Annotated in this window: 26 protein-coding genes and 1 tRNA gene; 14 read left to right on the top strand and 13 right to left on the bottom strand. The window is 57.9% G+C overall.

Translation table 11 applies throughout. The features are described 5' to 3' along the window. Positions 1–127 precede the first annotated feature (127 nt). Positions 128–2,107, top strand: a complete 1,980-nt coding sequence (gene parE, locus B3Z17_RS03400; RefSeq protein WP_068305970.1) for a DNA topoisomerase IV subunit B — start codon at positions 128–130, stop codon at positions 2,105–2,107. A 68-nt stretch (positions 2,108–2,175) separates the two neighbouring features. Beyond that, the gene (locus B3Z17_RS03395) at positions 2,176–3,345 is read left to right on the top strand and encodes an FAD-dependent oxidoreductase (protein WP_286828557.1); all 1,170 of its coding nucleotides are present in this window, start codon (positions 2,176–2,178) and stop codon (positions 3,343–3,345) included. Here the strand turns inward: B3Z17_RS03395 and B3Z17_RS03390 are convergent. After that, positions 3,331–4,029 carry an alpha/beta fold hydrolase gene (locus tag B3Z17_RS03390; protein ID WP_286828556.1) on the bottom strand — a complete coding sequence of 233 codons (699 nt, stop codon included), beginning with the start codon at positions 4,027–4,029 and terminating at the stop codon, positions 3,331–3,333. The two genes, B3Z17_RS03395 and B3Z17_RS03390, sit on opposite strands and share 15 nt — an antisense overlap. A gap of 83 nt (positions 4,030–4,112) precedes the next feature. Between B3Z17_RS03390 and B3Z17_RS03385 the strand changes: the two genes are divergently transcribed. The 9 genes from B3Z17_RS03385 to B3Z17_RS03345 all read left to right on the top strand — a co-directional run bounded on the left by B3Z17_RS03385 (position 4,113) and on the right by B3Z17_RS03345 (position 12,842). Continuing rightward, positions 4,113–5,354: a DEAD/DEAH box helicase gene (locus B3Z17_RS03385; protein ID WP_286828555.1), complete on the top strand. Its 1,242-nt coding sequence runs from the start codon at positions 4,113–4,115 to the stop codon at positions 5,352–5,354. Positions 5,355–5,419: 65 nt separating this feature from the next. Then, positions 5,420–6,205, top strand: a complete 786-nt coding sequence (locus B3Z17_RS03380) for an enoyl-CoA hydratase-related protein (protein ID WP_286828554.1) — start codon at positions 5,420–5,422, stop codon at positions 6,203–6,205. Between the two features lie 112 nt (positions 6,206–6,317). Next, a complete protein-coding gene (locus tag B3Z17_RS03375) occupies positions 6,318–7,103 on the top strand; it encodes an MlaE family ABC transporter permease (RefSeq protein WP_068305960.1) in 786 nt (261 codons plus the stop codon). Then, the gene (locus B3Z17_RS03370; RefSeq protein ID WP_286828553.1) at positions 7,100–7,876 is read left to right on the top strand and encodes an ABC transporter ATP-binding protein; all 777 of its coding nucleotides are present in this window, start codon (positions 7,100–7,102) and stop codon (positions 7,874–7,876) included. Before B3Z17_RS03375 ends, B3Z17_RS03370 begins: the two co-directional genes overlap by 4 nt. Position 7,877: 1 nt before the next feature. After that, positions 7,878–9,254, top strand: coding sequence for a DNA repair protein RadA (gene radA, locus B3Z17_RS03365; protein ID WP_286828552.1), 1,377 nt, complete (start codon positions 7,878–7,880; stop codon positions 9,252–9,254). A gap of 7 nt (positions 9,255–9,261) precedes the next feature. Further along, positions 9,262–9,780: a GNAT family N-acetyltransferase gene (locus B3Z17_RS03360; RefSeq protein ID WP_286828551.1), complete on the top strand. Its 519-nt coding sequence runs from the start codon at positions 9,262–9,264 to the stop codon at positions 9,778–9,780. 13 nt (positions 9,781–9,793) lie between these two features. Further along, a complete protein-coding gene (locus B3Z17_RS03355; protein WP_286828550.1) occupies positions 9,794–10,474 on the top strand; it encodes a CvpA family protein in 681 nt (226 codons plus the stop codon). 139 nt (positions 10,475–10,613) lie between these two features. Beyond that, on the top strand, positions 10,614–12,101 hold the full coding sequence (purF, locus tag B3Z17_RS03350) for an amidophosphoribosyltransferase (protein WP_068305939.1): 1,488 nt from the start codon (positions 10,614–10,616) through the stop codon (positions 12,099–12,101). 3 nt (positions 12,102–12,104) lie between these two features. Next, positions 12,105–12,842 carry an SDR family NAD(P)-dependent oxidoreductase gene (locus B3Z17_RS03345; RefSeq protein ID WP_286828549.1) on the top strand — a complete coding sequence of 246 codons (738 nt, stop codon included), beginning with the start codon at positions 12,105–12,107 and terminating at the stop codon, positions 12,840–12,842. Positions 12,843–12,899: 57 nt separating this feature from the next. On the opposite strand, the gene B3Z17_RS03340 is transcribed toward B3Z17_RS03345, so the two are convergent. From B3Z17_RS03340 to B3Z17_RS03320, 5 genes are read right to left on the bottom strand one after another with little or no spacing between them, the layout of a single operon-like run. Next, entirely contained in the window at positions 12,900–13,523 is a 624-nt protein-coding gene (locus tag B3Z17_RS03340) for a glutathione S-transferase family protein (protein ID WP_286828548.1), read from the bottom strand. A 30-nt stretch (positions 13,524–13,553) separates the two neighbouring features. Continuing rightward, positions 13,554–14,564: a methylmalonyl Co-A mutase-associated GTPase MeaB gene (meaB, locus tag B3Z17_RS03335; protein WP_286828547.1), complete on the bottom strand. Its 1,011-nt coding sequence runs from the start codon at positions 14,562–14,564 to the stop codon at positions 13,554–13,556. An 8-nt stretch (positions 14,565–14,572) separates the two neighbouring features. Then, positions 14,573–16,726, bottom strand: coding sequence for a methylmalonyl-CoA mutase (gene scpA, locus B3Z17_RS03330; protein ID WP_286828546.1), 2,154 nt, complete (start codon positions 16,724–16,726; stop codon positions 14,573–14,575). Further along, positions 16,723–18,573: a methylmalonyl-CoA mutase family protein gene (locus B3Z17_RS03325; protein WP_286828545.1), complete on the bottom strand. Its 1,851-nt coding sequence runs from the start codon at positions 18,571–18,573 to the stop codon at positions 16,723–16,725. Before B3Z17_RS03325 ends, scpA begins: the two co-directional genes overlap by 4 nt. A gap of 30 nt (positions 18,574–18,603) precedes the next feature. Continuing rightward, on the bottom strand, positions 18,604–19,410 hold the full coding sequence (locus B3Z17_RS03320) for a sulfite exporter TauE/SafE family protein (protein ID WP_286828544.1): 807 nt from the start codon (positions 19,408–19,410) through the stop codon (positions 18,604–18,606). On the opposite strand from B3Z17_RS03320, the gene B3Z17_RS03315 reads away from it, so the two are divergent. Next, entirely contained in the window at positions 19,400–19,528 is a 129-nt protein-coding gene (locus B3Z17_RS03315; RefSeq protein WP_286828543.1) for a hypothetical protein, read from the top strand. The genes B3Z17_RS03320 and B3Z17_RS03315 overlap by 11 nt on opposite strands. A gap of 17 nt (positions 19,529–19,545) precedes the next feature. Here the strand turns inward: B3Z17_RS03315 and B3Z17_RS03310 are convergent. Both B3Z17_RS03310 and B3Z17_RS03305 read right to left on the bottom strand, forming a co-directional pair. Continuing rightward, a tRNA-Pro gene (locus B3Z17_RS03310) sits at positions 19,546–19,622 on the bottom strand. An 86-nt stretch (positions 19,623–19,708) separates the two neighbouring features. Beyond that, a complete protein-coding gene (locus tag B3Z17_RS03305; protein WP_286828542.1) occupies positions 19,709–21,289 on the bottom strand; it encodes a Rieske (2Fe-2S) protein in 1,581 nt (526 codons plus the stop codon). A 176-nt stretch (positions 21,290–21,465) separates the two neighbouring features. Between B3Z17_RS03305 and B3Z17_RS03300 the strand changes: the two genes are divergently transcribed. Then, positions 21,466–22,089, top strand: a complete 624-nt coding sequence (locus B3Z17_RS03300; RefSeq protein ID WP_286828541.1) for a helix-turn-helix transcriptional regulator — start codon at positions 21,466–21,468, stop codon at positions 22,087–22,089. 7 nt (positions 22,090–22,096) lie between these two features. Here the strand turns inward: B3Z17_RS03300 and B3Z17_RS03295 are convergent, their stop codons facing one another. From B3Z17_RS03295 to B3Z17_RS03275, 5 genes are all read right to left on the bottom strand, one after another. Then, positions 22,097–22,564 (bottom strand): MerR family transcriptional regulator, encoded by a 468-nt coding sequence (locus B3Z17_RS03295; RefSeq protein ID WP_068305925.1) that lies wholly within the window; start codon positions 22,562–22,564, stop codon positions 22,097–22,099. A gap of 41 nt (positions 22,565–22,605) precedes the next feature. After that, entirely contained in the window at positions 22,606–22,896 is a 291-nt protein-coding gene (locus B3Z17_RS03290; protein ID WP_068305924.1) for an integration host factor subunit alpha, read from the bottom strand. 171 nt (positions 22,897–23,067) lie between these two features. Further along, positions 23,068–24,111: a phosphate acyltransferase PlsX gene (plsX, locus tag B3Z17_RS03285; RefSeq protein WP_286828540.1), complete on the bottom strand. Its 1,044-nt coding sequence runs from the start codon at positions 24,109–24,111 to the stop codon at positions 23,068–23,070. A 119-nt stretch (positions 24,112–24,230) separates the two neighbouring features. Then, a complete protein-coding gene (locus tag B3Z17_RS03280; protein WP_286828539.1) occupies positions 24,231–24,779 on the bottom strand; it encodes a YceD family protein in 549 nt (182 codons plus the stop codon). Next, positions 24,780–25,322 (bottom strand): ubiquinol-cytochrome C chaperone family protein, encoded by a 543-nt coding sequence (locus B3Z17_RS03275; protein ID WP_068305920.1) that lies wholly within the window; start codon positions 25,320–25,322, stop codon positions 24,780–24,782. Positions 25,323–25,486: 164 nt separating this feature from the next. On the opposite strand from B3Z17_RS03275, the gene B3Z17_RS03270 reads away from it, so the two are divergent. Next, a complete protein-coding gene (locus tag B3Z17_RS03270; protein ID WP_286828538.1) occupies positions 25,487–25,984 on the top strand; it encodes an outer membrane protein assembly factor BamE in 498 nt (165 codons plus the stop codon). Positions 25,985–26,008: the final 24 nt, after the last annotated feature.

Below are 26,008 nucleotides of genomic sequence, written 5' to 3'. Positions count from 1 at the left end.
GAAGAATGCGGAAATGCACACTATATTTTCTAATTTATGCCAAAATAAGCACAATATCTTGTATCCCTTGACGCCACGCTGTCGCTGGTTTACGCCGGTACTCTGGACCAGTTTATAGGGTGGGGTTATGAGCGACCTGTTTGAAGTACAGCAGACTAAATCTGACTATTCCGCGAAAGATATTGAGGTTCTTGAAGGGCTTGAGCCAGTGCGCCAACGCCCGGGCATGTATATCGGCGGAACGGATGAGCGCGCGCTTCATCATCTGGTTGCTGAAATTCTCGATAACTCGATGGACGAAGCTGTCGCAGGCCATGCCAGTCGCATCTCGATGGCGCTGCATGCTGACGGCTCCCTGACCATTTCAGATAATGGTCGCGGTATCCCGACAGACCCCCACCCAAAGTACCCCGGCAAGTCTGCACTTGAAGTGATTCTCACCACCCTGCACTCAGGCGGCAAGTTCAGTTCTGACGCCTATGCGACCTCCGGCGGCCTGCACGGTGTCGGTATTTCTGTCGTGAACGCGCTCAGCGAATGGATGACCATCGAGGTAGCGCGCGACCGCAACATGTGGCGCCAGACCTATGCCCGCGGCAAGACCACGTCTGATATTGAAGACCTGGGCGCGGTGCAGAACAAGCGCGGCACCACCATCACCTTCCTGCCTGATCCTGAAATTTTTGGCGAAAAGGCCCAACTGAAACCGAGCCGCCTTTACAAGATGGCGCGCTCGAAAGCCTATCTGTTCCGCGGCGTGGAAATCCGGTTCAAATGCGCGCCCGAGATGATCCAAGAAGGCGACGACACACCCACAGAAGCCACCCTGCACTTCCCGGGTGGCCTTGGGGACTTCCTCAAGGACACGCTGAAGAAACGCACTTGCGTCACCGAAGAGCCCTTTTCCGGCTTTGTGAAATTCCCGGATGATGCCGGCCAGGTTGAATGGGCCATCCAGTGGCCTGAATTTGGCGACGGCTTCTGTAACAGCTACTGTAACACCATCCCGACACCCCAGGGCGGCACGCACGAAAACGGCATGCGCAGCGCCATCCTGCGTGGGTTGAAAGCCTACGGCGAACTGACAAACAACAAGAAGGCCGCGCAACTAACGTCTGATGACGTCTGCGGCACTTTCTGCGCCATGTTGTCCGTTTTCATCCGTGACCCGCAATTCCAGGGCCAGACCAAAGACAAGCTTTCAACAATGGACGCCTTCCGCCTGACGGAGAACGCCGTCCGCGACGCATTTGACCATTGGCTGGCAGACCACCCAGAGCGGGCTGGCAGCCTGCTCACCTGGGCACTGGACCGCCTTGAAGAGCGCCTGCGCCGCAAACAGGAACGGGAGATCACCCGCAAGACAGCAGTCAGCAAGCGCAAGCTGCGCCTGCCCGGCAAGTTGACGGACTGCTCAAGCGATTCTTCCGAAGGTACTGAGATTTACATCGTGGAGGGTGATTCCGCGGGCGGCTCGGCCAAACAGGCACGCGACCGGAAAACCCAGGCGATCCTGCCGATCCGCGGTAAAATTCTCAATGTGGCATCCGCGACGCGCGACAAGATCGCCGCCAACCAGGAAATCCGCGACCTGATCCAGGCGCTGGGCTGTGGCACGCGCGACAATTATGACGGCGACGCCCTGCGCTATGAAAAAGTCATCATCATGTGTGACGCCGACGTCGATGGTGCCCACATCGCAACGCTTCTGATGACCTTCTTCTTCCAGGAGATGCCTGGCCTTGTGAAGGACGGACAGCTGTATCTGGCCATGCCGCCGCTTTACCGGCTGGCGCAATCTGGCAAGGTGGCCTACGCCCGCGATGACGCCCACAAGGACGAATTGATGGCCAATGAGTTTTCCGGCCGCGGCAAGGTGGAGATCAGCCGCTTTAAGGGCCTGGGTGAAATGCCCCCTGCCCAGCTGAAAGAAACCACCATGGCCCGCGCCAACCGAACCCTGCAGCGCGTTACCCTGCCGCCTGAATATGCAGAGCGCTCTGTGGTCAATCGGCTGGTGGATGACCTGATGGGCAAGAAGCCGGAAAAGCGCTTCGAATTCATCCGTGATAACGCTGATTCAGTTGCAGACCAGCTGGATATCTAATCGCTCAGATAAGATCTCTCCCGCCAACCACAGTTGAACCAGAACTTGAAAACAGGTGATTGGCGGACATGCGGATAGCAATCATTGGCGCAGGAATTGGCGGGCTGGCATCAGCCACCTATCTGGCGCGCGATGGCCATGATGTCGCGCTCTTTGAAGCCTTCAAGGAACCGCGTCCTGTAGGTGCCGGGCTGTTGCTTCAGCCGCCGGGTCAAGACGTCCTGAAGGAACTGGGCGCCTTTCAGGCTGCGTCAAAGACTGCCATCCCGATCCATCGCCTGCATTCCACGACAGCACATGGCAGGCAACTGCTTGATTTGTCCTACAGCGACCTATCTGGCCCACCCCGTGGCGGGCTTGGTATCCAGCGCAGCACCCTGCATCAAGCACTTTTGGCTGCAGCCCAAAGCACAAACACCGAGCTGTATTTTGATGCAACTGTCACTGGGCTTGACCGTAAGGCGGACGGCTGCCACATCCGTTTGCAAGACGCCATGCGCGGTCCTTTTGATCTGATACTGGTGTCCAGCGGATCAAAAAGCGCCTGGCTGCAGGATAGCGACTATGGGCGAAAGGCAACTGTGTACCCTTGGGGCTGCATGTGGGCAACAGTGCCCCTGCCCGATACTCTTGATGGACACACGCTGCATCAGCGTTGCTTGGGCGCAAAACATATGGTGGGGCTCTTGCCGGTCATGAAACAGGATGGCACCCCACATGCGGCGCTATACTGGTCCATGAAAAACAGCGACGCCGGTAGCTGGCACCAAACGCCCTATGACGCTTTTCTCAACAAGCTGGACAGCATTTGGCCCGAAGCCGCGTCCGCGGCCGCTCAGGTTGACCAAAGCGCTTTTGTACACGCGACCTACCGGGATGTATGGTGCAGCCGCCCCTATAACGACCGGGTTTGGCTGATGGGTGACGCGGCCCACGGCACCAGCCCGCAACTCGGCCAAGGCTGTTCCATGGCGCTTCTGGACGCACAGGCCGTTAGTGCTGCGCTCCGGCAAACATTGTCACTCGGTGACGCCGTGCAGGCCTACAATAATGAGCGGCGCGCCCAACTTCGCTACGTGCGGTGGGCCAGCCGCCTGCTGACGCCCCTGTTTCAGCATGATAGTCGGCTCTTTGGCGCACCCAGGGATCTACTCCTTGGGCCCATATCCAGCATGCCGGGATTTTATGGGCTCAGCCTAAGGACGCTGGCGTCGGACCTGTTCCTAATGCGCCAGTAGGTCCTTAAGGTACCGCGCCAAGGCCTCTGGCGCTTCCAGCGGCACCAGATGACCGCATCCGTCAATTACATGGCAGCTGGCCCCCGGAATGGCGCCCGCAAGGCTTTGATGGGCCTCAGGCGAGGCAAAGGCGTCTTCGCGCCCGCAAATCACCATTGAAGGCACAGAAATTGCCTCGAGGATATCCTCACTGCTGCGCCGCGCCATGATTGCTGTCTGCCCGTTGATCAGCGCCTCCGGCCCAAGGTCTCGCGCCATTTGGCGCAGCACCGGTCCGCAATTTGGCCGATTTCCGTCGTAAAGCGCTGCTTCGAAATAGCCGTCGAAGAAGGTCTCAAACTTTCCTGCCCTCGCCAGCCTAATGGCTTGCTCCCGCTTCTCCCGTGCGGCGGCAGGGTCTGCATGGGCGTTGGTTCCAATCAGCGCAAGGTGGGTCACCCTCTCGGGCGCCTGCCGCACCATTTCAAGCGCCAGATAGCCGCCCATTGAATTGCCTGCCAGGGCAAACCGCGCAGGCAAGGTTTCAAGCAATGAATTCGCCAGTTCCGCCAGGTTATTGGCATGCCAAACCTCCGGCACAATTGTCGGGACTTCCAGCGCCAGCGCGTCCACCACATGCTGATAGAGCCGACTGTCACATAAAAGCGCCGGTAAAAGGATTAATGCATCTGTTTTCGGCGGCATTTTCCTGTTTCCTACATTGACATTGACGCACGCGAACCTATGCTGCGCCGAAATTAAGTTTGAAGCAATTGGATAGGACACGCATGGGTTTCGACCTTTTAGGACTGAGTGAACCAACAATGAAGGCTGTGAACGAGGCCGGTTACACCGAGCCCACGCCTATTCAGGCCCAAGCCATTCCCCAAGTATTGATGGGCCGCGACGTTCTCGGCATCGCCCAGACAGGCACTGGCAAAACGGCAAGCTTTACGCTGCCGCTGATCGATATCCTGTCGGAAGGCCGGGCCCGCGCCCGCATGCCGCGCTGCCTGATCCTGGAGCCAACGCGCGAGCTGGCGGCCCAGGTTTCTGAAAGCTTCGAAAAATACGGCAAGGAACACAAGCTGACCATGGCCCTGCTGATTGGTGGCGTGAACTTTGCCGATCAGGAAAAGCGGCTAGACCGCGGCGTGGACGTACTGATTGCAACGCCGGGCCGTCTTCTCGACCACTTCAGCCGGGGCAAGCTGCTGCTGACTGGCATCGATATCCTCGTGGTCGATGAAGCCGACCGCATGCTGGATATGGGCTTTATCCCGGACGTTGAGAAAATCTGTGAGTGCATCACAGGCAAGCACCAGACTCTTTTCTTCTCGGCCACCATGCCGCCGGTTATTGAAAAGCTGACCAAACGTTTCCTCGACGATCCGAAGATGATCACCGTTGAACGCAAGTCCATGACGGCGACAACCATCGAACAGCTTCTGGTAACCGTTCCAGTACGCGACAAGCGCAAGGCGCTTCGGAAACTGCTGCGCGACGAGAACATCAAGAACGGCATCATCTTCTGCAACCGCAAGAAGGACGTGAAAGAGGTTTATAACAGCCTCGCCCGTCACGGCTTCAATGTGGGCCAGTTGCACGGCGATATGGAGCAATCCGAACGCCTTGAAGTGCTGCGCCAGTTCAAAGCCAACGAACTGCAGCTGATGTGCGCCTCTGATGTGGCCGCCCGTGGCCTCGACATCGCAGACGTGAGCCATGTGTTCAACTTCGATGTGCCAAGCCACGCGGAAGATTATGTGCACCGTATTGGCCGGACAGGCCGCGCGGGCCGTAAGGGCAAGGCCTTCACGCTGACCACGCCGGGCAAGACCGACACCAAGTTTATCGACGCCATTGAAAAAATGATCGGCCAGAAGCTCCCGCGCACCGCAAAGATCGATCTGGAACCACCAAAGCCGAAGGTTGCGGCGGACGATATGCCGAAAAAGCCGTTTGTGGGCATGGGCCCGCACGTACCGGCTTTCCTCGCCCGTCCCGTTAACGTCAAAAGCAGCCGCTAATTGCGGTTGCCATTCTCCCGGCCTGCGCTAAGTCTTCTTCTCAGGGACAATAAGCGGAGGCCGGCATGCCCACATTTGAAACACTCGACTTCAGCATCAACGATGGTCTGGCGACCATCACTTTCAACCGGCCTGACCGGCTGAATGCGCTCAGCGCCAAGCTGAAATCAGAATTTCTGCTAGCCCTCAGGTCTCTCAACCGTCAAGACAGCGACGCCCGTGCGCTGCTGATTACCGGTGCAGGCCGCGGTTTTTGTGCCGGTGCCGACCTGGCCGAAGGCGGCAATGAAAACCGCGACATGGGCGCGAGCCTGACGGACACCTACCATCCGTTCCTGACAGAACTCGCCAACTTGCGTATCCCCGTTGTCAGCGCGGTGAACGGCGTTGCCGCCGGCGCAGGCATGAGCATTGCGATTTCCGCCGACATCGTCATTGCCGCCAAGTCCGCCTATTTCCTGCAGGCCTTCGTCAACATCGGCCTCGTGCCGGACGCTGGCAGCACCTTCCTGCTGCCGCGCCTTGTCGGCCTGAACCGGGCCCGTTCCATGATGATGCTTGGGGAAAAGGTGCCGGCGGACAAAGCCCTTGATTGGGGCCTTGTCTATGATGTGGTTGAAGACGACGCGCTGCTGGACACGGCAACCAAACTCGCCACCAAGCTGGCCAACGGCCCAACTGTGGCCCTGGGTTCCATCCGGCATCTTCTGGCGCAGTCGCTGACCAACGATTATCAGGGTCAGTTGGCCGCCGAAGCCACGGCTCAGCGCGTCGCAGGCCGCACCGAAGACTGTGTTGAGGGCGTAATGGCCTTCATCCAGAAGCGCGAGGCGGCCTTCAAGGGCAAGTAGACAGACTGATCAAAATTCCGACATCCTGAAATCGCCACTTTTCATTTCTATCAGAGGGCGCTACACATCCATCTGATAGTTTGAGAACATAAAGGCAACAAAGGGAGCGTCTGTGCGCAATCCGCTTGCGATCATTGGCCAGGTCGTTCTGGCAAGCCTGGCTGAAATCGGTCGGCTTTCCAAATTTTCGGCAACCGCCATCAGCAGCATCTTCATGCCGCCCGTATATTGGCGACATGTGCTGAAGCAAATGTGGCTTATCGGCTACAACAGCCTGCCCGTTGTTGGCCTCACCGCACTTTTTACCGGCGCGGCCCTGGCCCAGCAGATTTATGTGGGCGGCAGCCGCTTCAACGCGGCATCCGTTGTACCCGGTGTGGTGGTGATTGCCATCGTGCGCGAACTGGGCCCCGTGCTTGGCGGGCTGATGGTGGCGGGCCGTGTCTCCTCGGCCATGGCTGCAGAGCTTGGCACCATGCGCGTGACTGAACAGATCGACGCGCTTGTGACCCTGTCGACCGACCCGTTCAAATATCTGGTGGCCCCCCGCCTGATAGCGGCAGTCATCACTCTGCCCCTTCTGGTCATCATCGCCAATATCATCGGCGTGCTGGGCGGCTACCTGATCGGCACAGGCCGCCTGGGCCTCAATGAAGGCACCTACCTGCAGGTGACGGTTGATTTCCTTGAGCGGGCCGACGTGATCTCGTCACTCGTCAAAGCTTCAGTGTTCGGCTTCTTCATCGCGCTGATGGGCAGCTACCATGGCTATAACAGCCGCGGGGGCGCCCAGGGCGTCGGCAAGGCCACCACCAATGCCGTGGTATCTGCCTTCATCGCCATCCTGCTAGCGAACCTGATCATCACCGTGATCGTATTTGGGGGGCGCGGCGCATGAGTACTGACCTGAAGATCCAGCTGAAAGACGTTCACAAGGGCTTCGGCCCGAAAAAGGTATTGCAGGGCATTGACCTTGAAGTACCCAAAGGCCAGTCGGTCGTGATCATTGGCGGGTCCGGCACCGGCAAATCCGTTATGCTCAAATGCATCCTGGGCATCCTGAACCCTGACCAGGGCGAGATTTTCGTGGACGGCGAGGATGTCACCAAATTCTCCAGCCGCGCGCGCAAGAAGACCCTGGCGAAATTCGGCATGCTGTTCCAGGGCGCTGCGCTTTTTGACAGCCTGCCCGTTTGGGAGAATGTCGCGTTCGGCCTGATCCAGGGCAAGGGCATGAACCGTAAGGACGCGCAGGAGATTGCCATCGAGAAGCTCCGCCGCGTCGGCCTGGGCGCCGACGTGGGGAACCTTTCGCCCGCTGAGCTGTCGGGCGGCATGCAAAAGCGCGTGGGCTTGGCCCGCGCCATCGCAACCGAACCTGAAATTATCTTTTTCGATGAACCCACAACGGGCCTTGATCCCATCATGGCGGATGTGATCAATGACCTGATCGTCGAATGCGTGAAAGACCTGGGTGCCACGACGCTGTCAATCACCCACGATATGGCCAGTGCACGCAAGATCGCGGACCGCATTGCCATGCTTTATCACGGCAAGATCATCTGGGACGGGGCCAAGGACGAAATCGACAATTCCGGCAACGACCATGTGGACCAGTTCATCCATGGCCGCGCCCAGGGGCCGATTGAAATGGAACTTCTGAAGCTCTGACATGGCAAAAGCGCAACTTTCATATAACTGCCGCGATTGCGGCGCCGTATACCGCCGCTGGCAGGGCAAGTGCGACGAATGTGGTGAGTGGAACTCGATTGAGGAATCGAAGGGCGGTACCACATCCGGCGCGCCCAAGGGCCTGAGCGGCAAGAAAGGGCGCCGGGTTGACCTGGTTTCGCTTGATACGCCCCTCAAGGAACAGCCACGGCTCTTGACCGGCATTGCGGAACTTGACCGGGCGCTGGGCGGCGGCATGGTGGCGGGCAGCGCTGTCCTGATTGGTGGTGACCCGGGTATCGGTAAATCCACGCTTCTGCTGCAGGCCATGGGGCAGCTGGCACTCAAGGGTCAAGACTGTGTCTATATCTCTGGCGAGGAAGCGACCGCGCAGGTGCAGATGCGCGCCAACCGCCTGGGTCTTTCCGGCGCGCCGCTGAAGCTGGGCTGCGAAACAAGCCTGCGTGATATCCTGACAACGCTGGATGAAGGCACCCCGCCCAAGGTGGTGGTGATCGACAGTATCCAGACCCTGTTCGCCGACCATGTGGAAAGCGCGCCCGGCACCGTCAGCCAGGTTCGTGTCTGTGCCCATGAGCTGATCAGTTTTGCCAAGCGCAAAGGCACCGTTGTGCTGCTGGTTGGCCATGTCACAAAGGACGGTCAGATCGCCGGGCCGCGCGTTCTCGAACATATGGTTGATACAGTCCTCTATTTCGAAGGCGATCGCGGCCACCAGTTCCGCATCCTGCGTGCGGTGAAGAACCGTTTCGGCGGTACGGACGAGATCGGCGTGTTCGAGATGACAGGCATGGGCCTGAATGAAGTCACGAACCCCTCTGCCCTTTTCCTGGCGGACCACAATAGCCGCGAACCGGGCAACTGCGTGTTCGCTGGCATCGAAGGCTCCCGCCCCGTGCTGGTGGAAATCCAGGCGCTGGTGGCGCGCTCAAGCGCCGCGAACCCGCGCCGTGCCGTGGTGGGCTGGGACAGCGGGCGCCTTGCCATGGTGCTGGCCGTCCTGGACGCTCGCGCAGGCCTCGGCCTTGCTGGCTGCGATGTATATCTCAATGTTGCAGGTGGGCTTAAAATCTCTGAACCGGCGGCAGACCTCGCTGTCGCTGCCGCGCTGATCTCCAGCCTGTCGCAGGTGCCGCTGCCAGACGAAACCGTGGTATTCGGCGAAATCAGCCTGTCTGGCGACATTCGCCCGGTATCGCAAAGTGAGGGACGCCTCAAGGAATCGGCCAAGCTTGGCTTCGCAAATGCCATGATGCCCAAGGCCAAGAAGGCTGGCCCCAAGGCCATTCGCCAGCAGACAATCAATCATGTGAATGACCTTGTGACACATTTCTACCCAGATGGCGGCTTAGGCTAGGCTCGACATGGAACTGAAAACTGACAGACTGACCCTCCGGTTTCCTGCAAAGGATGACGCAGAGGCAATTCAGCAAGCACTTGACGATTTTGACGTGGTCAGGATGCTGCAGGTCGTGCCCTACCCCTACACCCTTGAGATGGCCCATGATTTTATCGGCCTGATCCAGGATGAATGGGAAAAGAATGCGTCTTATATTGCCGCGGTGATTGCCCCATCCGGACTTGTTGGTCTGGCTGGTGCGCACCACTGGGACAAAGACAAGAAGCAGGTCGAGCTTGGCTATTGGTTTGCCCGTAAGGCCTGGGGCAACGGTTATGCCACAGAAGCGGCCAAAGCTGTCTGTGACTTTGCTTTTGACCACTGGCCAATAGACAAAATCATCGTTAGTGTTTTCGATGATAACCCGGCCTCAAAGCGGGTAGTTGAAAAACTGGGGTTTAAGGAGACCGGCCCGCACACAATATATAGTGTCGGACGAAAGGCTGAGGTTTCGGCCACATGGTACGACCTCGCAAGAACTTGAAGGAAACGGGATTTTGGACATCGAACCCAGCACACTCACTGCTTTTGACGTTGGCGTCCTTGTCGTTATTGGGCTTTCGACCCTGATGGCCTTTGGCCGGGGCTTCGCCACCGTGGCCCTTTCCTTTGGCGCCTGGGCAGGCGCGCTGATGGCAACTGTGTTCGGCTTCACGCTGGCAAAGCCGTATGGCCGCGACCTGATCAGCCCGGCAGAACTGGCTGACCTGATCACACTGGCGGTCCTGTTTTTTGTAACCCTGTTTGTGCTGAAACAACTGGCTGAATTCATCGGCAAAACCATCAAGGACAGCCCTGTCGGCCTGTTGGACCGATCCCTTGGCGCCCTGTTTGGGCTGTTGCGCGGCCTGGTGGTTGTGTCGGTCATTTATCTGGGCTTCTCCAAGCTCTATCCGTCAGACGATGAACAGGAATGGGTCAAGAATGCCCAGCTTCGGCCGCTCGTGGCCTGGAGCGCAGAGATGCTTGAAGGCTTTGCCGCAGACGTGCTTGGCAAGGACCCTGCCGAAGCTGGTAACAACCTGATGAAAGAAGCCGCCTCCAAATTCCCAAACCAGTTTGGTGCTGAGATTTTTGAAGAGCAGGCAGCAAAATATAAAGAAGAACAGCGCAAAAACCTGAATGAGCTTTTTGAAGACGCCGTAGAAACCAAGAAAAAGGATGATGGCGGGCGCTGATGCGCGCGCAAGCTGTGCCATCCCTTCATTTAAGCGCAATATTTCTGTAAATTTGGTTTTTGACTAGGCAGCAGCCCCGTGAGGCGATATATGGTGCGTGCAACAAGACACCATTAGCCCCATTAACCAGGACCAAGTAATGTCTTTTGAGCAAGCCCCACTCACCACCAATCCTTTTGACGATGACAAACTGCACGAAGAATGCGGTGTTTTCGGGATTTTCGGCACCTCGGACGCCAGCGCCCACTGCGCCCTTGGTCTTCATGCCCTGCAGCACCGCGGCCAGGAAGCCGCAGGCATCACGGCATTCGACGGTGAAAACTTTTTCACCAAACGTGTTCTCGGCCATGTCGCAGACAATTTCACCAGCCAGGATGTCATCGACAGCCTGCCCGGTGACGCCGCCATCGGCCATACCCGCTATTCGACCACAGGTGACACCGTTCTGAGGAACTGTCAGCCGCTCTTCGCTGAATTCGCGTCGGGCGGCTTTGCTGTTGCGCACAACGGCAATATCACCAACGCAACACACCTGCGGAAATCACTGGTTCAGCGCGGCTCGATCTTCCAGTCCACGTCGGATTCGGAAGTGATCATCCACCTGATCGCCACCAGCCGTTTCCGTACCCTGATGGACCGCTTCATCGATGCGCTGCGCCAGATGGAAGGCGCCTACTCGCTGGTGTCGCTGACCAAGGAAGGCCTGATCGGTATCCGTGACCCGCTGGGCGTTCGCCCGCTGGTGCTGGGACGCCTGGATGACGCTTATATCCTTTGTTCCGAAACCTGTGCGCTTGATATTATTGGCGCGGAATATATCCGCGACATCGAAGCTGGCGAGATGGTGATCATCACCGAAGACGGCATCAAGAGCCACAAGCCTTTCCCGGAAGAAAAAGCCCGCCCGTGCATTTTCGAGCACGTCTATTTCGCCCGCCCGGACAGCTATATGGACAACATGAGCGTCTATGAAGTTCGCAAGCGCATCGGCGCGGAGCTGGCACGCGAAAACGGTGTAGACGCAGACCTGGTGATCCCGGTTCCCGATAGCGGCACACCGGCGGCTATCGGCTATGCCCAGGAAAGCGGCATCCCGTTTGAGCTTGGCATCATTCGTAACCACTATGTCGGCCGGACCTTCATTGAGCCATCAGACCAGATCCGCCACTTCGGCGTGAAGCTGAAGCATAACGCCAACCGCTGGCACATTGCGGGCAAGCGCATCATCCTTGTGGACGACAGTATCGTTCGCGGCACCACGTCGATGAAGATCGTCAACATGATGCGCGAAGCCGGTGCCACCGAGGTCCATATGCGGATTGCCTCCCCGCCAACCGCACACAGCTGCTTCTACGGCGTTGATACGCCGGAGCGGAAGAAGCTCTTGGCGGCGCAGATGGACGTGGAAGCCATGCGCAACCACATCAAGGCGGATTCGCTTTCCTTCCTTTCCATCGACGGTCTGTACCGCGCTGTAAACCAGCCGAAAGGCCGCGACAACAAATGCCCCGCTTACTGTGATGCTTGCTTCACTGGCGACTATCCAACCTTCCTGACCGACCAGTCGGAAGCGGAAAAGGACGACAGCCAGCTCTCGAGCATCGCGTCGACGGGTTCAGGAGCCTAGTTCATGACAAAACCACTGGACGGACGCCTGGCGCTGATCACAGGCGCTTCGCGCGGGATCGGTCGCGCGGTTGCTATCGCCATGGCGGAAGCCGGCGCCGACATCATCGCCCTCGCCCGGCCGCGCTCCCAAGGCGCGCTTGAAGAGCTGGACGACAAGATCAAGGAAATCGGCGGTAAATGTACGCTTGTTCCCATTGATCTCCGCGATTTTGATGCGATCGACCGTCTGGGTGCCTCCATCTATGAGCGCTGGGGCAAACTGGATATTCTGGTGGGCAACGCCGGTATCCTGGGCCCCATATCGCCGCTTGGCCACATCACCCCAAAGGATTGGGCTGAGCTGATGGACATCAACGTCACAGCGAACTGGCGCCTGATCCGCTCGCTGGACCCGCTCTTGAAGCTCTCCAAAAACGGTCGCGCGGTGTTTGTTACCAGCGGCGCCGCCGGCGGCCATTACGCCCATTGGGGCGGCTATGCGGTCTCCAAAGCGGCCCTTGAAGAGCTTGTCATGACATATGCTGCCGAATCGCGCATTACCGGCGTGAAGGTGAATATGGTCAATCCGGGCCCTATCCGCACCAGCATGCGGGCCAAGGCTGTTCCGGGAGAAGACCCGGAAACGCTGCCGAAGCCAGACCAGATCGCACCGCTGTTTGTGGAACTGGCATCGCCCGAGAGCGATACACACGCAGAGCGCATCAACTTCTATGACTGGGCGGGTATCGAACGCTCTTAAGCGGGCTCATTACCAGAAGTCATCAGGGCGCCCGCAGGCGCCCTTTTTCGTGGCCGATCAGCCGCGCCGCGGCTGTGTTTTCTTCGCGCTCTCCCGCGCGCCTATGGCGTCAATGTAGGCCACCACGTTTGGGAATTCCTTGAGCATTTCCGCGCTTTCGGGGAAATCCGGCAGATAAGCCAGCGTCGGGAAATTGGCCAGGTCCGCGTAGGTCAGGCTGTCCCCAACCAGGAAGCCGCCTTCAACGGCGCCCTCAAGCACGGCCAGATGCTTCTTCACTATTGGCAGGGACGCATCGATCTGCTCGCGGTTCGGTTCCTTGCCTGCCATTTTCGGCAGCACATAGCCCAGCACATACTGCCGGATCATCGACGTATCGAATGCGGTGTTATGCAGCGACACCCATTGGTCCACCTTCGCGCACAAGGTCGGGTCTTCCGGGAAGAACTTAGGGCCGTCGAAGACCTTATCGATATAGCGCGCCATGGCCTCTGATTCGCAAAGCGTCAGGTCACCATGCCGGAATGCCGGAACCTTGCCAAGCGGATGAATGGCGTTCACTGCGTCTGAATGTGGGCTTGCAACCTCAAACTCATAGTCGACGCCCTTCTCTTCCAGAAGCATCTGCACAGACCGGCCAAGGTTGGAAACGGGAATACTGATCAATACGGGTTTGGACATGCTTTCCTCCTGTCGCGCCGGAGCTTGCCTTCACAAACCCCGATATCCTTTTGAATGATACAGCTTAAGTAGGTCAGAAACGGCGGATGACACGGGCTTTTTGCCATTACGTACATCCTCCAACATTGGGTCGAAGGCCTGATGCACCGCTGTGTCACTGTGAAAGTCAGCCAGCAAGCGGTCTGCGATCTGGCTCTTGAGCCATGAAACCCGCTGTTCATTGCGCCGTGCCGCCCGTTCGCCATTCTCAGACATGATGCGCGCGTGCTTTTCAATGCGTTCCCACAATTCCGGCACGCCGTCGCCGGTAAGCCCCGAAACGGTGATCACCGGCGGGTGCCAATCGGGGCTGGCGTCTGTCATGATATGCAGCGCGGACTTATATTCCCGCACGGCCTGCTTGATCTTCTTCTCGAAAATATCGGCCTTGTTGACCGCCACCATGTCGGCCAGCTCAAGAATACCCTTCTTGATGCCCTGAAGTTCGTCGCCCGCGCCGGGCAGCATCAGCACCAGGAAGAAATCCACCATGTCACTGACCATGGTTTCCGACTGGCCCGTACCCACCGTTTCCACCAGCACCACGTCAAATCCTGCGGCTTCAAGGACTATGATCGTCTCCCGCGTCGCACGCGCCACCCCGCCCAGCACACCTGCGCTGGGGCTTGGCCGGATGAAGGCATCCTTGTTGGCGGAAAGTTTTTCCATACGCGTCTTGTCGCCCAGAATGGACCCACCAGTACGCCCGCTTGATGGGTCAACCGCCAGCACAGCCACGCGTTTCTTCTGCTGGTCAATCAACCAGCTACCCAGGCCTTCAATGAAGGTAGACTTGCCAACGCCCGGCACACCGGAAATCCCCACGCGCTGGGCGCCGCCGGCGTGCGGCAGCAGTTTTTCCAGCAGCAGCTGCGCTTTGTCCTGATGCTTAAGGTTGCGGCTTTCGATCAGGGTAATGGCCCGGCCAATCAGGGCGCGATTACCGCTCCTGACCCCCTCATAGAGCTCATCCACAGTGGGTTGATGAACGGTCGCCGCCACAAAGCCCCCTATTCAGCTGCTTCTGCATACCCAAGGCGGGCATTTAGTTTTTCAATCAGCTCACCAGCCGCATCGGCAATCACGGTGCCCGGCGGGAAGATGGCTTCTGCACCGGCCTTATAAAGTGCATCATAATCCTGCGGCGGGATCACACCGCCAGCCACAATCATGATGTCTTCCCGGCCAAGCTTGGCCAGCTCTTCCCTCAGGGACGGCACAAGCGTCAGATGGCCAGCCGCTAGCGAGGACGCGCCGATGATATGCACGTCATTCTCAACCGCCTGCCGCGCGGCTTCTTCCGGTGTCTGGAACAGCGGGCCGATATCCACGTCAAAGCCCAGGTCAGCAAAAGCCGAAGCAATCACCTTCTGGCCGCGGTCATGGCCGTCCTGGCCCATTTTGGCAACAAGGATACGCGGGCGGCGGCCATCGTTGGCTTCAAACGCATCCACAAGCGCGTGAACTTTCTTCACCGCCGGGTTGTTCTTGCCAACTTCTGCCTTGTAAACGCCTGTCACAGCCTTGATTTCCGCCTTGTGACGCCCGTAAACCTTCTCAAGCGCCATGGTGATTTCGCCCACGGTTGCCTTCACGCGCGCCGCATCCACAGCAAGCGCCAGCAAGTTACCCTCGCCTGTATCGGCTGCCTTGGTCAAGGCTTCAAGCGTCCGGGCCACGTCAGCGTCATCGCGTTCGGCCTTGAGGCGCGCAAGTTTATCAAGCTGGGCGGCGCGCACGGCACTGTTGTCCACCTTCAGGACGTCGACTTCCTCGACCTCATCCAGCCGGTATTTGTTGACACCCACCACGGTCTGACGGCCGCTGTCGATCCGCGCCTGCGTGCGGGCGGCGGCATCCTCAATGCGCAGCTTCGGTATCCCGGCCTCAATCGCCTTGGCCATACCGCCCTCAGCTTCCACTTCCTGGATATGGGCCCAGGCTTTGGCTGCCAAGTCTGCGGTCAGACGCTCGACATAATAGCTGCCGCCCCAGGGATCGATAAGGCGGTTGGTGCCGGTTTCCTGCTGAATGAACAGCTGGGTGTTGCGCGCGATCCGCGCTGAAAAGTCTGTCGGCAGCGCCAGCGCCTCATCCAGCGCATTGGTGTGCAGGCTTTGGGTATGGCCGTGTGCTGCCGCCATGGCTTCCACGCACGTTCGGGAGACGTTATTGAACACATCCTGCGCCGTCAGCGACCAGCCAGAGGTCTGGCAATGGGTCCGGAGCGACAGCGATTTGGCGTTCTTCGGGTTGAAACCCTTCACAAGCTTGGCCCACAGCATGCGGGCTGCGCGCATTTTGGCCACTTCCATGAAATAGTTCATGCCGATGGCCCAGAAGAAGCTGAGGCGCGGCGCGAACGCGTCCACATCCAGCCCGGTGGCGACGCCCGCGCGGATATATTCCACCCCGTCCGCCAGCGTATAGGCAAGCTCAAGGTCTGCCGTCGCGCCTGCTTCCTGCATATGATAGCCGGAAATGGAGATGGAGTTGAACTTGGGCATATTCTCAGACGTGTAGGCAAAGATATCCGAGATGATCCGCATCGATGGCGTTGGCGGGAAGATATAGGTATTCCGCACCATGAATTCCTTCAGGATGTCATTCTGGATAGTGCCGGAAAGCTTCTCCGGGCTTACGCCCTGCTCTTCCGCTGCCACGATATAAAGCGCCAGGATCGGCAACACAGCACCGTTCATGGTCATGGAAACTGACATCTGGTCCAGCGGAATGCCGCTAAAGAGCGTCCGCATATCATAAATGCTGTCGATTGCCACACCAGCCATGCCCACATCGCCCACGACGCGCGGATGGTCGCTGTCATACCCGCGGTGGGTCGCCAGGTCGAACGCGACCGAGAGGCCCTTTTGGCCAGCAGCCAGGTTGCGGCGATAGAAGGCGTTGCTGTCTTCAGCCGTCGAGAAGCCCGCATATTGCCGGATGGTCCAGGGCCGCTGCACATACATGGTTGGGTACGGCCCGCGCAGGAAGGGCGCCATCCCCGGCCGTGTATCAAGGAAATCAAGGCCCTGCAGGTCTTCTTCGCCGTAAACCGGTTTCACCGGGATGCCTTCGGGTGACAGCCAGGGATCAGAGGAGGCCTCAGGCGACGTGGCCGGGGCACTGAAGGCGATATTGCTGAAATCAGGAATCCGGGTCATGCGCTTGCTCCCGCGGTAACATGGGCCTGCGCCAGCACTTCAAGTAAGTCGCAGCCCATATAGATAAACTCGTCCACGCCAGCCTTTTTCAGGTCATCAGCGTTCAGCGGGCGGCCCGCCAGATAGACATAGGCGCCAGCTTTCTTGAGGCAGGCAGCCACGTCCTGCCCCAGACCGCCATATTGATCGTCACTGGAGCACAGCACCGCCAGTTTAGCGCCTGACGCCTTGAATTCATCGACAATAGCGGCAACGTCTGTACCGCCCATACCGGATACGGATTTGATGCCGCCGGCTTCGAAGAAGTTTTTGGCGAAAGTGGTGCGCGCCGAATAGTCCGCCGGACTGCCGATATTCGCCAGATAGATCAACGGGCGTGTCCCGTCTTTTTCAAGACAGGCATCACTGAAGCCCCGAAGTTTCTCGAAATCCTCTGGCAGTCGGTGGAACGCCAGTGGTTCAATTGTCACGCCTGCTGGGGCCAGCTCGGTTGGTTCCGGCGGCATTGGCCCTGTATTGGTGATCGGCTTTTCATCAATGTCCGGGAACTCGGAAACGCCGGTGATCGCATCCTTGCGCTTGGCCAGGTTCTGCCGCCGCACGGCCCAGGCATTTGCCAGATCCTCCTGGATGGCGCGCGCGGCCAGCGCTTTTTCAATGCCCCCAACCGATTCAATTTTCTGGAAATATTCCCATGCCTTAGGGGCCAATTCTGAAGTAATAGTTTCAAAAGCATAAGACCCTGCTGCCGGGTCCTGCACGCGCGACAGGCCGCTTTCTTCCTGCAGGATAATCTGCACATTGCGGGCAATACGGCGGGCGAAGCCACTGGACATGCCCACCATGCTGTCATGCGGCAGGATACAGATATCATCTGCACCGCCAATGCCTGCCCCAAAGCAAGCCGCCGTGGCCCGCAGGATATTCACCCATGGGTCCTTCACGCTCATCATCCGCAACGAACTGACACCACTGAGCGCCATCTTGGGCGCGTCCTCGAGCCCGCATTCCTTGAGCACAGCAGCCCACATCAGCCGTGCTGCGCGGAACTTGGCAATGGTCAGGCTGACATCGGCATCCGCCGCCATCGAGAAGGCAATCTGGGAGGCAGCCGTGGCCACATCCATGCCGCCACTAACCATGGCGCGCAAATAGGCAACGCCTGTGGCCATCATGATGCCCAGTTCCTGAGCTTCCGTGGCGCCCGCCATATGGTATGGGCCGCTGTCAGCCATGAATGTTGAAACATTCGGATATACGCGGGCTACAGCACCGGCAATTTCAGAGCCCTGAGACATAGCGCCCACAAGGGATGTGCCCAGCCGGCCGGTCTGCGCCAATGTTCCCAAAGGATCGACACCCAGTTTCCCGTGGAAATCCGACGCCTTATGGCCACTCGCCTCAAGAAGGGACAACATTGTCTGTGCAGCCGTGGAAAACTCTTCGCCTGGCACCAGGGTAAAAGATGCCATGTTCAGATAAACGCCGTCGAGCGCCTCTGAAAGCTTTTCCGCCGGAATACCCGGGAAACGGCCGGCCTGCAGCCTTAAGGCAAGTCCCGTCGCGCCGCGCCCAAGGTCTTCAAGGATGGCCGCATTGGTTGCCGCCACATCCGGGTTCCAGTGCGGGACAATCGTCCCCCACATGCCGTCGCGGGCTTGGGGGCGGCCAGAAAGGTCTGCATTCGCCTGGGAATACAGTCCCTGCAGGCGAATACCGTCATAGGTTTCAGCTGTCATGACCTTGTCGAAATCACGCCCGCCCAGCGCCCTGTCGACAAGCTGCCGCCAGGCTTCATCCGTGGCGGGCTCGAACATAGCGGCGAGTTTTAAGTCCTCATTAGACATGTAACCTGTCCCTCAAATTCCGGTGGCGGCTTATATGCCACTCACGAGCTTGATGGTCGCAACGACCAAGAAGATACCAAATACGATACTGAGCACAGTTCTGGGCAGCATGTGGGCTACTTTAGCACCAACAGGGGCCATCAGAACAGCCGCGATCGCAACCGTGAAGGCCGACGGCAAGTGAATGAAGCCCGCCATCCCTGAAGGCAGCCCTGTAATTCCCCAACCGCCAATCAGATAGCCAATACCGGCTGAAACGCTGACAACAAGCCCGATAAGGGATGCGGTGCCGACAGCTTTGTGGATTGGAACGGAATAGAGCGTCATGTAGGGAACTGAAAAACTGCCGCCCCCGATGCCCATAATGGCAGAGAAAAAGCCGATCAGGCCCGGGGCCACAAAGCGGGCCTTTCTGCTTGGCAGCTCGCTACCAAGCTTCCAGCGGTCAAAGGGCAACATCATCTTGATGGCCACAAGGCCTGCAAGCGTCGCGAAGAAATATACCAGTTCAGCTGTCTTGAGCCCCTTGGCGAAGAAACTTCCCAGCACGGCGCCAAGGGCCACGACAAACCACCAGCCTTTGACGATCGACCAATCGACCCCCTGCTTCCGGTGGTGCGCAAACACGCTGGATGTATTGGTTGCGATGATGGCGGTCAACGAGGAGGCGATGGCAATATGCATCAGCCAGGCTTCAGGCATGCCAATTTTCCGGTACACCAGAACCAGCACAGGAATGGTGACAATCCCGCCGCCAATCCCCAGCAAACCAGCTAGGAAACCGGCGACAAGGCCAGCGCCAATAAGAGGCAGGAGATGCGTCAGAATGAGTTCCAAAGTGCCTTCCTTGCTGCTGCGCAACATGAACGGGTTGCACATTACCGCAGTGCAACAAAATCGCAAGGAAAGAAACATTCAAAAGAAAGGGGGGCAAAAGAAAACGGGCCAGCAATAACCGCTGACCCGTTCATTTGGTCGGAGAGACAGGATTTGAACCTGCGACCCCTACACCCCCAGTGTAGTGCGCTACCAGACTGCGCCACTCCCCGACAAAGGATGCTGATGATACCAGCATTCTGGTGGCGCGGACTATAGCTTTGGCATGCGGGCAGCGCAACACGGTTTTTTGGAAAAATTACCCCTCCCGCAAAACGCTTTGCCGGGCCTGATAGGCCGCCCTTGCCGGGTGGCGCTGGCGCAGGCGTGTGTGCAGATAGCGGTTGAGGGCCGCGAACACCAATTCGGATGTCGCCTCGCTGACGATCCGGTCCAGCCGCGCGACGGCACACATCATCTTAAGCCGGTGGACGCCGTAGATATATTCGCCCTCATCCATGTTAAAAAGCGCCGCCTTCTGCTGTGCCAGGAACGCCCGCTTGTCAGTTACCCGCCACTTGGCAAGGTCAACTTCACCCACATAGGCACTGTTGCGGCCAACGAAACAAGCCATCTGCATCAGCCCGGATTGCCAGTAGCCCGCGTTTTCAGACGCGTGCGTGTGCACCGCTTCCGCGAAGGTGATGGCGTGGGTGAAATCGAGCCAGCCAATATTGCGGGCAATCGGCTGCTTTACCGCATGCTGAAGCTCAAGGTCGAACCCCAGCATATTAAGGGCCGATGCCCCCAGAAGGGCTTCATACAGCGCTTCTGGTCGCGCCAGGGACGACGCGGTCACCGCCATGGTTTGGCGCACAGAAGCGCCAACCAGATCAGCCGCCTTCGGCACGGGGCCACTCCCGGGCTCAACCCGCAGATAGTCAGCAAAGCCACGGAATTCGGGGATCAGGTCCTCCCGCGCTGCGACACACAGATAGTGCGCCAACTGAAGCGCCAGGGTTTCCTCAACCTCTGCCCCCAGCTTGGCACTCAGCCGCTCGAGCGCGGTGACATAAATGGCCGGATGGCCAAAGCCTGCATAGTGGCTGAAGATAAAGTCCAGATAGGCAGGCTTGATGTCCCTGAAGCGGAGGCCCGCCTCAAACGCACCCCGGACACGGCCAAGGGCCGCCAGGCTGTTCATGGCCTCCAGCTCCTTAAGAAAGGCCTTAGCGCCCCAAGGCGCAGCCTTTGCAGGAAGCTCCAGGGGCTGGCTGAAGAGCGCATCCCAGGAAAAATTCCCGAAGGCCTCAAGGAAGGCAACCAGCCGCAGGTCATCATCATCGCCAGCAAGGTCGATCCAGTCAGCAAGACCCGCGTGGGCATGGCCAAAACCACGCTCAAAGCGGGAAAGCGACCAACTGATCACCCGTTTCGCGACGTCCTCATAGGTCACATTGGCTTGATCCAGGCGGCACAGCGACCTTGCGATGCGCTCATAGTCATGCTCCGCCATGGCCTCGTCCATCTCATCAAAGGCTTTGGCTGCCCGCACGGTATTTGGAACAGGCGTCAGGTCGATCCAGATATCCTTGCCCCGGCGTTCTACCGGGTAGGTCCGCACCGCGTCCCTGCCCTGAAGCGCTTCGCCGCTCTTGAGGTCAAACGCCCAACCGTGCCAATTGCAGGCAAGCGTGCAGCTGTCATTGAGCGTACCCTCAACCAACGGATAGCCTTCGTGCGGGCACCGGTTGTTGATGGCGAACAGACCGGCCTCTGTGTTCAGAAGCGCGATCTGTTTGCCGTTAAGCTTCAGGACATGGCGGCCCGTTTCTTTGAGCCCTGCAAGCTGGCCCAGATTTTTCCAATCTTTACCGGCACCGGCTTCTGGCTTTTCCATGTCGTCTCTCCTTGCTGTCGTAACTCGGCCCTGATGCGACCGTATTCTACCCATGCTAAATCGCCACCCATGGCAGCCTCCTTTTCTAAAGTTTTATCTTTAGTAAATCCGATATAGAAGCCTCTCTTGATTTATTCAAGTTTTTTCTTTAATAAATACCCAACCAAGGAGAAACCATGCAAACGACCCGTGAAATCATCTTGACAGAACTGAAGCGCGTTGGCGCTTGCCGCGCTGATGACCTGGCCGAAAAGCTGGAATTGACGCCCATGGCGATCCGCCAGCATCTGTATCAGCTGCGGGATGAAGGCGCCGTTGTATGCTGCGCCAAGCCGCAAGGTCGTGGGCGGCCTGCCAAAATGTGGGAGCTGACGGAAAAAGCAGATGTCTATTTCCCGGACGCGCACCGCGACCTGTCGCTGGACCTTATCGACAGCATGAAAGACCTCTTTGGGCCGGAAGGCCTGGAACGCCTGGTAGACCACCGAACCCTCAAGCAAAAAAGCCGATATGAGGCGAGCTTTGCAGGAAAGGCGACCCTGCAGGACCGCCTTAAGGCGCTGGCGAAAGAGCGAGCGAACGAAGGCTATATGGCGGAAGCGGTTGAGAAAGACGGCACGCTGTTCCTGCTGGAGAACCACTGCCCTATTTGCGAGGCAGCAAAAGCCTGTAGCGGCTTGTGCGGCAAGGAACTGAGCCTGTTTAAGGAGCTGCTGGCGGACGAAGCCGAGGTGGAGCGCACAGAGCACCTTCTGTCAGGTGGCAAACGCTGCGCCTACAAAATCACGCCGAAACGCTAAAGTTATATCAGGAAAGACGGGCCCTGAGGGCTTTCAGGCGGTCCAGCACATCGCGCAGTGCCGCGCTATCTTGCGCACCATCGGCTGCGGGAGCCTGAACATCGGAAGCAACCTCTGTGACTTCAGCCGCCGCTTCGGGTGCTGCCTCGACTGCACCGTCATCCACCATTTCAAGCGCTTCAAAGATGGTTGCTTTCAGCCCCTGAGCCTTGAAAAGCTTTTGAACGCCGCGAATGGTATAGCCGTCAGAATGCAGCAATTTCTTGATGGCCTTCAGGAGCGTGACGTCATCAGGCCGGTAGTAGCGACGATTGCCACCCCGCTTGAGCGGCTTGACCTGAGTGAACTTGCTTTCCCAGAAACGCAGGACATGTTGTGGCAGATCCAGTTCATCTGCCACTTCGGATATGGTACGGAACGCTTCGCGGCCCTTCCCGCCCCTCGGACGATCAAGACCTGACGCAGTTTCACTCACAACCGACTCCTTTAGACCTGGTTTAGGGTCCGAGACCGACCTCAGGCGTTGATACGGTCTTTCATGACCTGGCTAGGCCGGAAAACAAGAACGCGCCGAGGATCGATCGGCACCTCTTCGCCCGTTTTGGGGTTGCGCCCCATGCGACCGTTCTTCTGGCGCACAAGGAAACTGCCAAACGAGGAAATTTTCACATTTTCACCAGCCACCAGGCAATCGGAGATCTCGCCGAGAACCGCTTCAACAAGGTCAGCAGACTCGTTCCTCGACAGCCCGACCTCTTCGTAAACTGCTTCAGTCAGATCCGCACGAGTAAGTGTGTTGTCGCTCATTTCTGCCCCCTGCTGGTGAATAGGCAAATTACCTGTTACTAAAAAAGCTAATCGAAGCGCGAAAGCGAGTCAACGCGCCTGTCAGCTTTTAGTCAATATTTAGAAGGGTTTATATCCCCGCCCTTATATTTTGGGCCAGAAAACGGGATTTATCGCCCTATTCACAGGAATTTATGCTGCTCCAGCTGCCGCCTCGTCATCGACGATGCGCTGCAAATCTTCGCTGATCAGGCGAATCAGGTCATTCTGCGCCATATCGATCGCTGACGTGACAGCCGAGGCAAAACCATGCGCATTGGCACCACCATGGCTTTTCATCACAAGACCATTCAGGCCGAGGAACACACCGCCATTATGGTTGTTGGGGTCCATATGGTCTCTGAGCGACCGCAAGCCGTGCCTTGCCAGCAGATAGCCAAGCTTTGTCGACATTGAGGAGCGGAATGCCCGGCCAAGAAGGTCTGTGACCAGCCGCGCCGTACCTTCTGCCGTTTTCAGGGCCACGTTGCCTGTAAAGCCGTCCGTAACCACCACATCCACTTCACCGGTGGCAATATGGTTGCCTTCGACAAATCCAACGAAATCAAGAGGCAGATGCTTGGATGCCCTGAGAACGTCCGCAGCAGCCTTGATGCTGTCCTTGCCCTTCAGGTCTTCAACGCCAACATTCAGCAGCGCAACAGTAGGCTTCGACAGCCCAAGCACCGTACGCACATAGGCAGCACCCATGATGCCGAACTGGACAAGGTTGTTGCTGTCGCATTCCACATTCGCACCCAGATCAAGCATCACGCTTTCACCCCTGAGAGTGGGAAGCGGCGAAATAAGCGCCGGCCGGTCAATCCCCGGCATCGTGCGCAGCAGGAACTTGGCCAGCGCCATCAGCGCGCCGGTATTGCCCGCGGAAATGGCAACATCAGCAGTACCGTCTTTCACTGCCTGGATTGCCAGCCCCATGGAAGACTGCCGCCCTTTCCTGAGCGCCTGGGATGGCTTCATGTCTGATGTAACGACATCGCTTGTGTGCACAAGCGTGCTGGCTGCCGTCAGGTCCGGCTGTTTGTCCAGAAGCGGTTTGATGCGCGCTTCATCGCCAAATACCAGAAACTGAGTGCCAGGAAAGAACGTCCGGGCCTGAGCAATGCCTTCTATGACCATGTCAGGTGCATGGTCGCCCCCCATGGCATCGACGGCGATCGTTATATTTTTTGCCACGTATACGTATCCAGTCTAACGCGTTGGTCCCGCGGGTTATTATAGAGCCTCAGGCGCATCCCTCAATGCGCTTTCAGCATTTGTCATTTGCAACGACCATAGCGATTTTACCTTGCACTTCAAGATTCGTCGCGTGATTTTGCAAGAACAGCAAACGGATTGGGACGTTCAAGCTCAGGTTCGTTAATGCTAACGCCTGTCATTTTCTTTGTTTCAAGCTCGACGCCCTCGGCCCGCGGATAGGGGTTCATGGAAATCGACAGGGTCTGTGCCAGCACTTCCCCCAGTGGCACCACATCGCCTTCAAGTGCGTCATAGTCTGGTGCCTCCGGGTCCAGGTAGACGCCTTCGTCATCCATCCGGTCCGCCATTTCCGGGTTCACAAGCATCAGCTCAAAATCCGTTTCAAACGATTCTTCAACCGGCTTCAGGGATGCAATGCAGCGCTGTGTCAGCTTGGCCGCGATCGATCCCTTGATATGGATACCGCTGTCGGCGCCCGCATCCCACACAGACAGGGTGCCCAAAAGCTCCGCGACTGCAACAAGGTCAAAGCGCTCTGCCAGGTCCTTGCATTGCGCTTCGGTCGCAACCAGCTTGAATTCCTTTGGTGTGCGTTCCAGTTCGGTAATCTTGACAGTGCAGTCCAATGATAGTTGGTCAGTCATCTATTTGGCCTCCACCTTAATGTCCGGGAATTCGAACTCTGATGCTACCATTTCTTCGAATGTATAGCTTGCTAATTTCTGAAGGGCTTCAAGGGCATAGTCCGCCATCTGACCCGCGAAGGGTGTCTCTGCGCCCTTATAGATATTCTTTGCAATTGCAGCCGCCAGGTCAGGCTTCGGCGCATCTGCCTTGACCGCAGCACTATATGCTTTCACCCGGCCAAACCAGGCAGCGCCCATCTTTTTGACTTCCTTGCCCACGGACATGTCCCCGACGCCCATCTCCCTGAGCGACCGGTCCATGTCAGAAATCAACGCTTCCTGGATCTGTCTGCGGACTTTTTCCGCAACCTTGCCTTCTTTTTCAAAACGGCGGTCCACGATGAAGAGATGCAGCAGGATCATATCAAACCGGCCGTCAATATCGTCAGCCACGCCAAAGTCCTGATAAAACACGGGGTTCCGGGCCTGGCCAACCAGTTTTCCATACACCGCATAGGCCTGGTCTTTGTTCTGGAACAGTGAAAAAAGTCGCGCAAGCATGGCGCCTCCTTGATGTCGCCCCAATCTTTGGGAAAAAGGGGACAACGCATCTCTTTTGCAAAATTTATGGCGTGCTCTAACACGGAGCCTTGCGCCGCGCAACGGTGGCCGTTATTAAAGCACTGGAAGTTTTATCCGAACAGTATCGGAAATAAGGATAGTAGATGAAAAAGACCTCTCTTGCGAAACAGGCGAAACCACTGGCTCTGTGTCTTATGGCCGGTGTGGCTTTGTCGGCATGCGGTAACTCACGCATGATCCGCGGCTATGTTTTCGACAAGGAACTTGCTGCTGCTATCCAGCCCGGCGTGGACAACCGCCAGTCGGTTGAATCAACACTTGGCACGCCAACGGTTCGTGCCACGTTTGACGACAACACCTGGTATTATATCTCCACGACTGTTCGCATCCGCCCGGTTTTCTGGCCCGATGCCCAGGAACACCGCGTGATGGCTGTAGCCTTCAGCGACACTGGTGTGGTGACCAACGTGGTCAACTACGACCTGTCCGACATGCGCAAGGTTGACCCGGTTGATGATGAAACCCCAACCAAAGGCCGCAAGGAAGGCTTCTTCCAGCAGATCTTTGGCGGCGTTGGCCGGTTCGCAGGTGGCTCCGCCCCTGTTGGCAGCCAGGGTAGCGGTCGCGGCCCGAACGGCTAACCCGGCCCGAACAGAAGCAGACAA

Origin of the sequence: Kordiimonas sp. UBA4487, from assembly GCF_002389025.1 — a bacterium.
GTDB lineage: Bacteria > Pseudomonadota > Alphaproteobacteria > Sphingomonadales > Kordiimonadaceae > Kordiimonas > Kordiimonas lacus.
This window is presented reverse-complemented; position numbering and strand designations above follow the sequence as displayed.

What these genes read in the sequence shown, in the direction of transcription:
- parE (WP_068305970.1), top strand. Translation starts at nt 128, where the DNA reads ATGAGCGACCTGTTTGAAGTACAGCAGACTAAATCTGACTATTCCGCG.
- B3Z17_RS03395 (WP_286828557.1), top strand. Translation starts at nt 2,176, where the DNA reads ATGCGGATAGCAATCATTGGCGCAGGAATTGGCGGGCTGGCATCAGCC.
- B3Z17_RS03390 (WP_286828556.1), bottom strand. Translation starts at nt 4,029, where the DNA reads ATGCCGCCGAAAACAGATGCATTAATCCTTTTACCGGCGCTTTTATGT.
- B3Z17_RS03385 (WP_286828555.1), top strand. Translation starts at nt 4,113, where the DNA reads ATGGGTTTCGACCTTTTAGGACTGAGTGAACCAACAATGAAGGCTGTG.
- B3Z17_RS03380 (WP_286828554.1), top strand. Translation starts at nt 5,420, where the DNA reads ATGCCCACATTTGAAACACTCGACTTCAGCATCAACGATGGTCTGGCG.
- B3Z17_RS03370 (WP_286828553.1), top strand. Translation starts at nt 7,100, where the DNA reads ATGAGTACTGACCTGAAGATCCAGCTGAAAGACGTTCACAAGGGCTTC.
- radA (WP_286828552.1), top strand. Translation starts at nt 7,878, where the DNA reads ATGGCAAAAGCGCAACTTTCATATAACTGCCGCGATTGCGGCGCCGTA.
- B3Z17_RS03360 (WP_286828551.1), top strand. Translation starts at nt 9,262, where the DNA reads ATGGAACTGAAAACTGACAGACTGACCCTCCGGTTTCCTGCAAAGGAT.
- purF (WP_068305939.1), top strand. Translation starts at nt 10,614, where the DNA reads ATGTCTTTTGAGCAAGCCCCACTCACCACCAATCCTTTTGACGATGAC.
- B3Z17_RS03345 (WP_286828549.1), top strand. Translation starts at nt 12,105, where the DNA reads ATGACAAAACCACTGGACGGACGCCTGGCGCTGATCACAGGCGCTTCG.
- B3Z17_RS03340 (WP_286828548.1), bottom strand. Translation starts at nt 13,523, where the DNA reads ATGTCCAAACCCGTATTGATCAGTATTCCCGTTTCCAACCTTGGCCGG.
- scpA (WP_286828546.1), bottom strand. Translation starts at nt 16,726, where the DNA reads ATGACCCGGATTCCTGATTTCAGCAATATCGCCTTCAGTGCCCCGGCC.
- B3Z17_RS03325 (WP_286828545.1), bottom strand. Translation starts at nt 18,573, where the DNA reads ATGTCTAATGAGGACTTAAAACTCGCCGCTATGTTCGAGCCCGCCACG.
- B3Z17_RS03315 (WP_286828543.1), top strand. Translation starts at nt 19,400, where the DNA reads ATGAGTTCCAAAGTGCCTTCCTTGCTGCTGCGCAACATGAACGGGTTG.
- B3Z17_RS03305 (WP_286828542.1), bottom strand. Translation starts at nt 21,289, where the DNA reads ATGGAAAAGCCAGAAGCCGGTGCCGGTAAAGATTGGAAAAATCTGGGC.
- B3Z17_RS03300 (WP_286828541.1), top strand. Translation starts at nt 21,466, where the DNA reads ATGCAAACGACCCGTGAAATCATCTTGACAGAACTGAAGCGCGTTGGC.
- B3Z17_RS03290 (WP_068305924.1), bottom strand. Translation starts at nt 22,896, where the DNA reads ATGAGCGACAACACACTTACTCGTGCGGATCTGACTGAAGCAGTTTAC.
- B3Z17_RS03280 (WP_286828539.1), bottom strand. Translation starts at nt 24,779, where the DNA reads ATGACTGACCAACTATCATTGGACTGCACTGTCAAGATTACCGAACTG.
- B3Z17_RS03275 (WP_068305920.1), bottom strand. Translation starts at nt 25,322, where the DNA reads ATGCTTGCGCGACTTTTTTCACTGTTCCAGAACAAAGACCAGGCCTAT.
- B3Z17_RS03270 (WP_286828538.1), top strand. Translation starts at nt 25,487, where the DNA reads ATGAAAAAGACCTCTCTTGCGAAACAGGCGAAACCACTGGCTCTGTGT.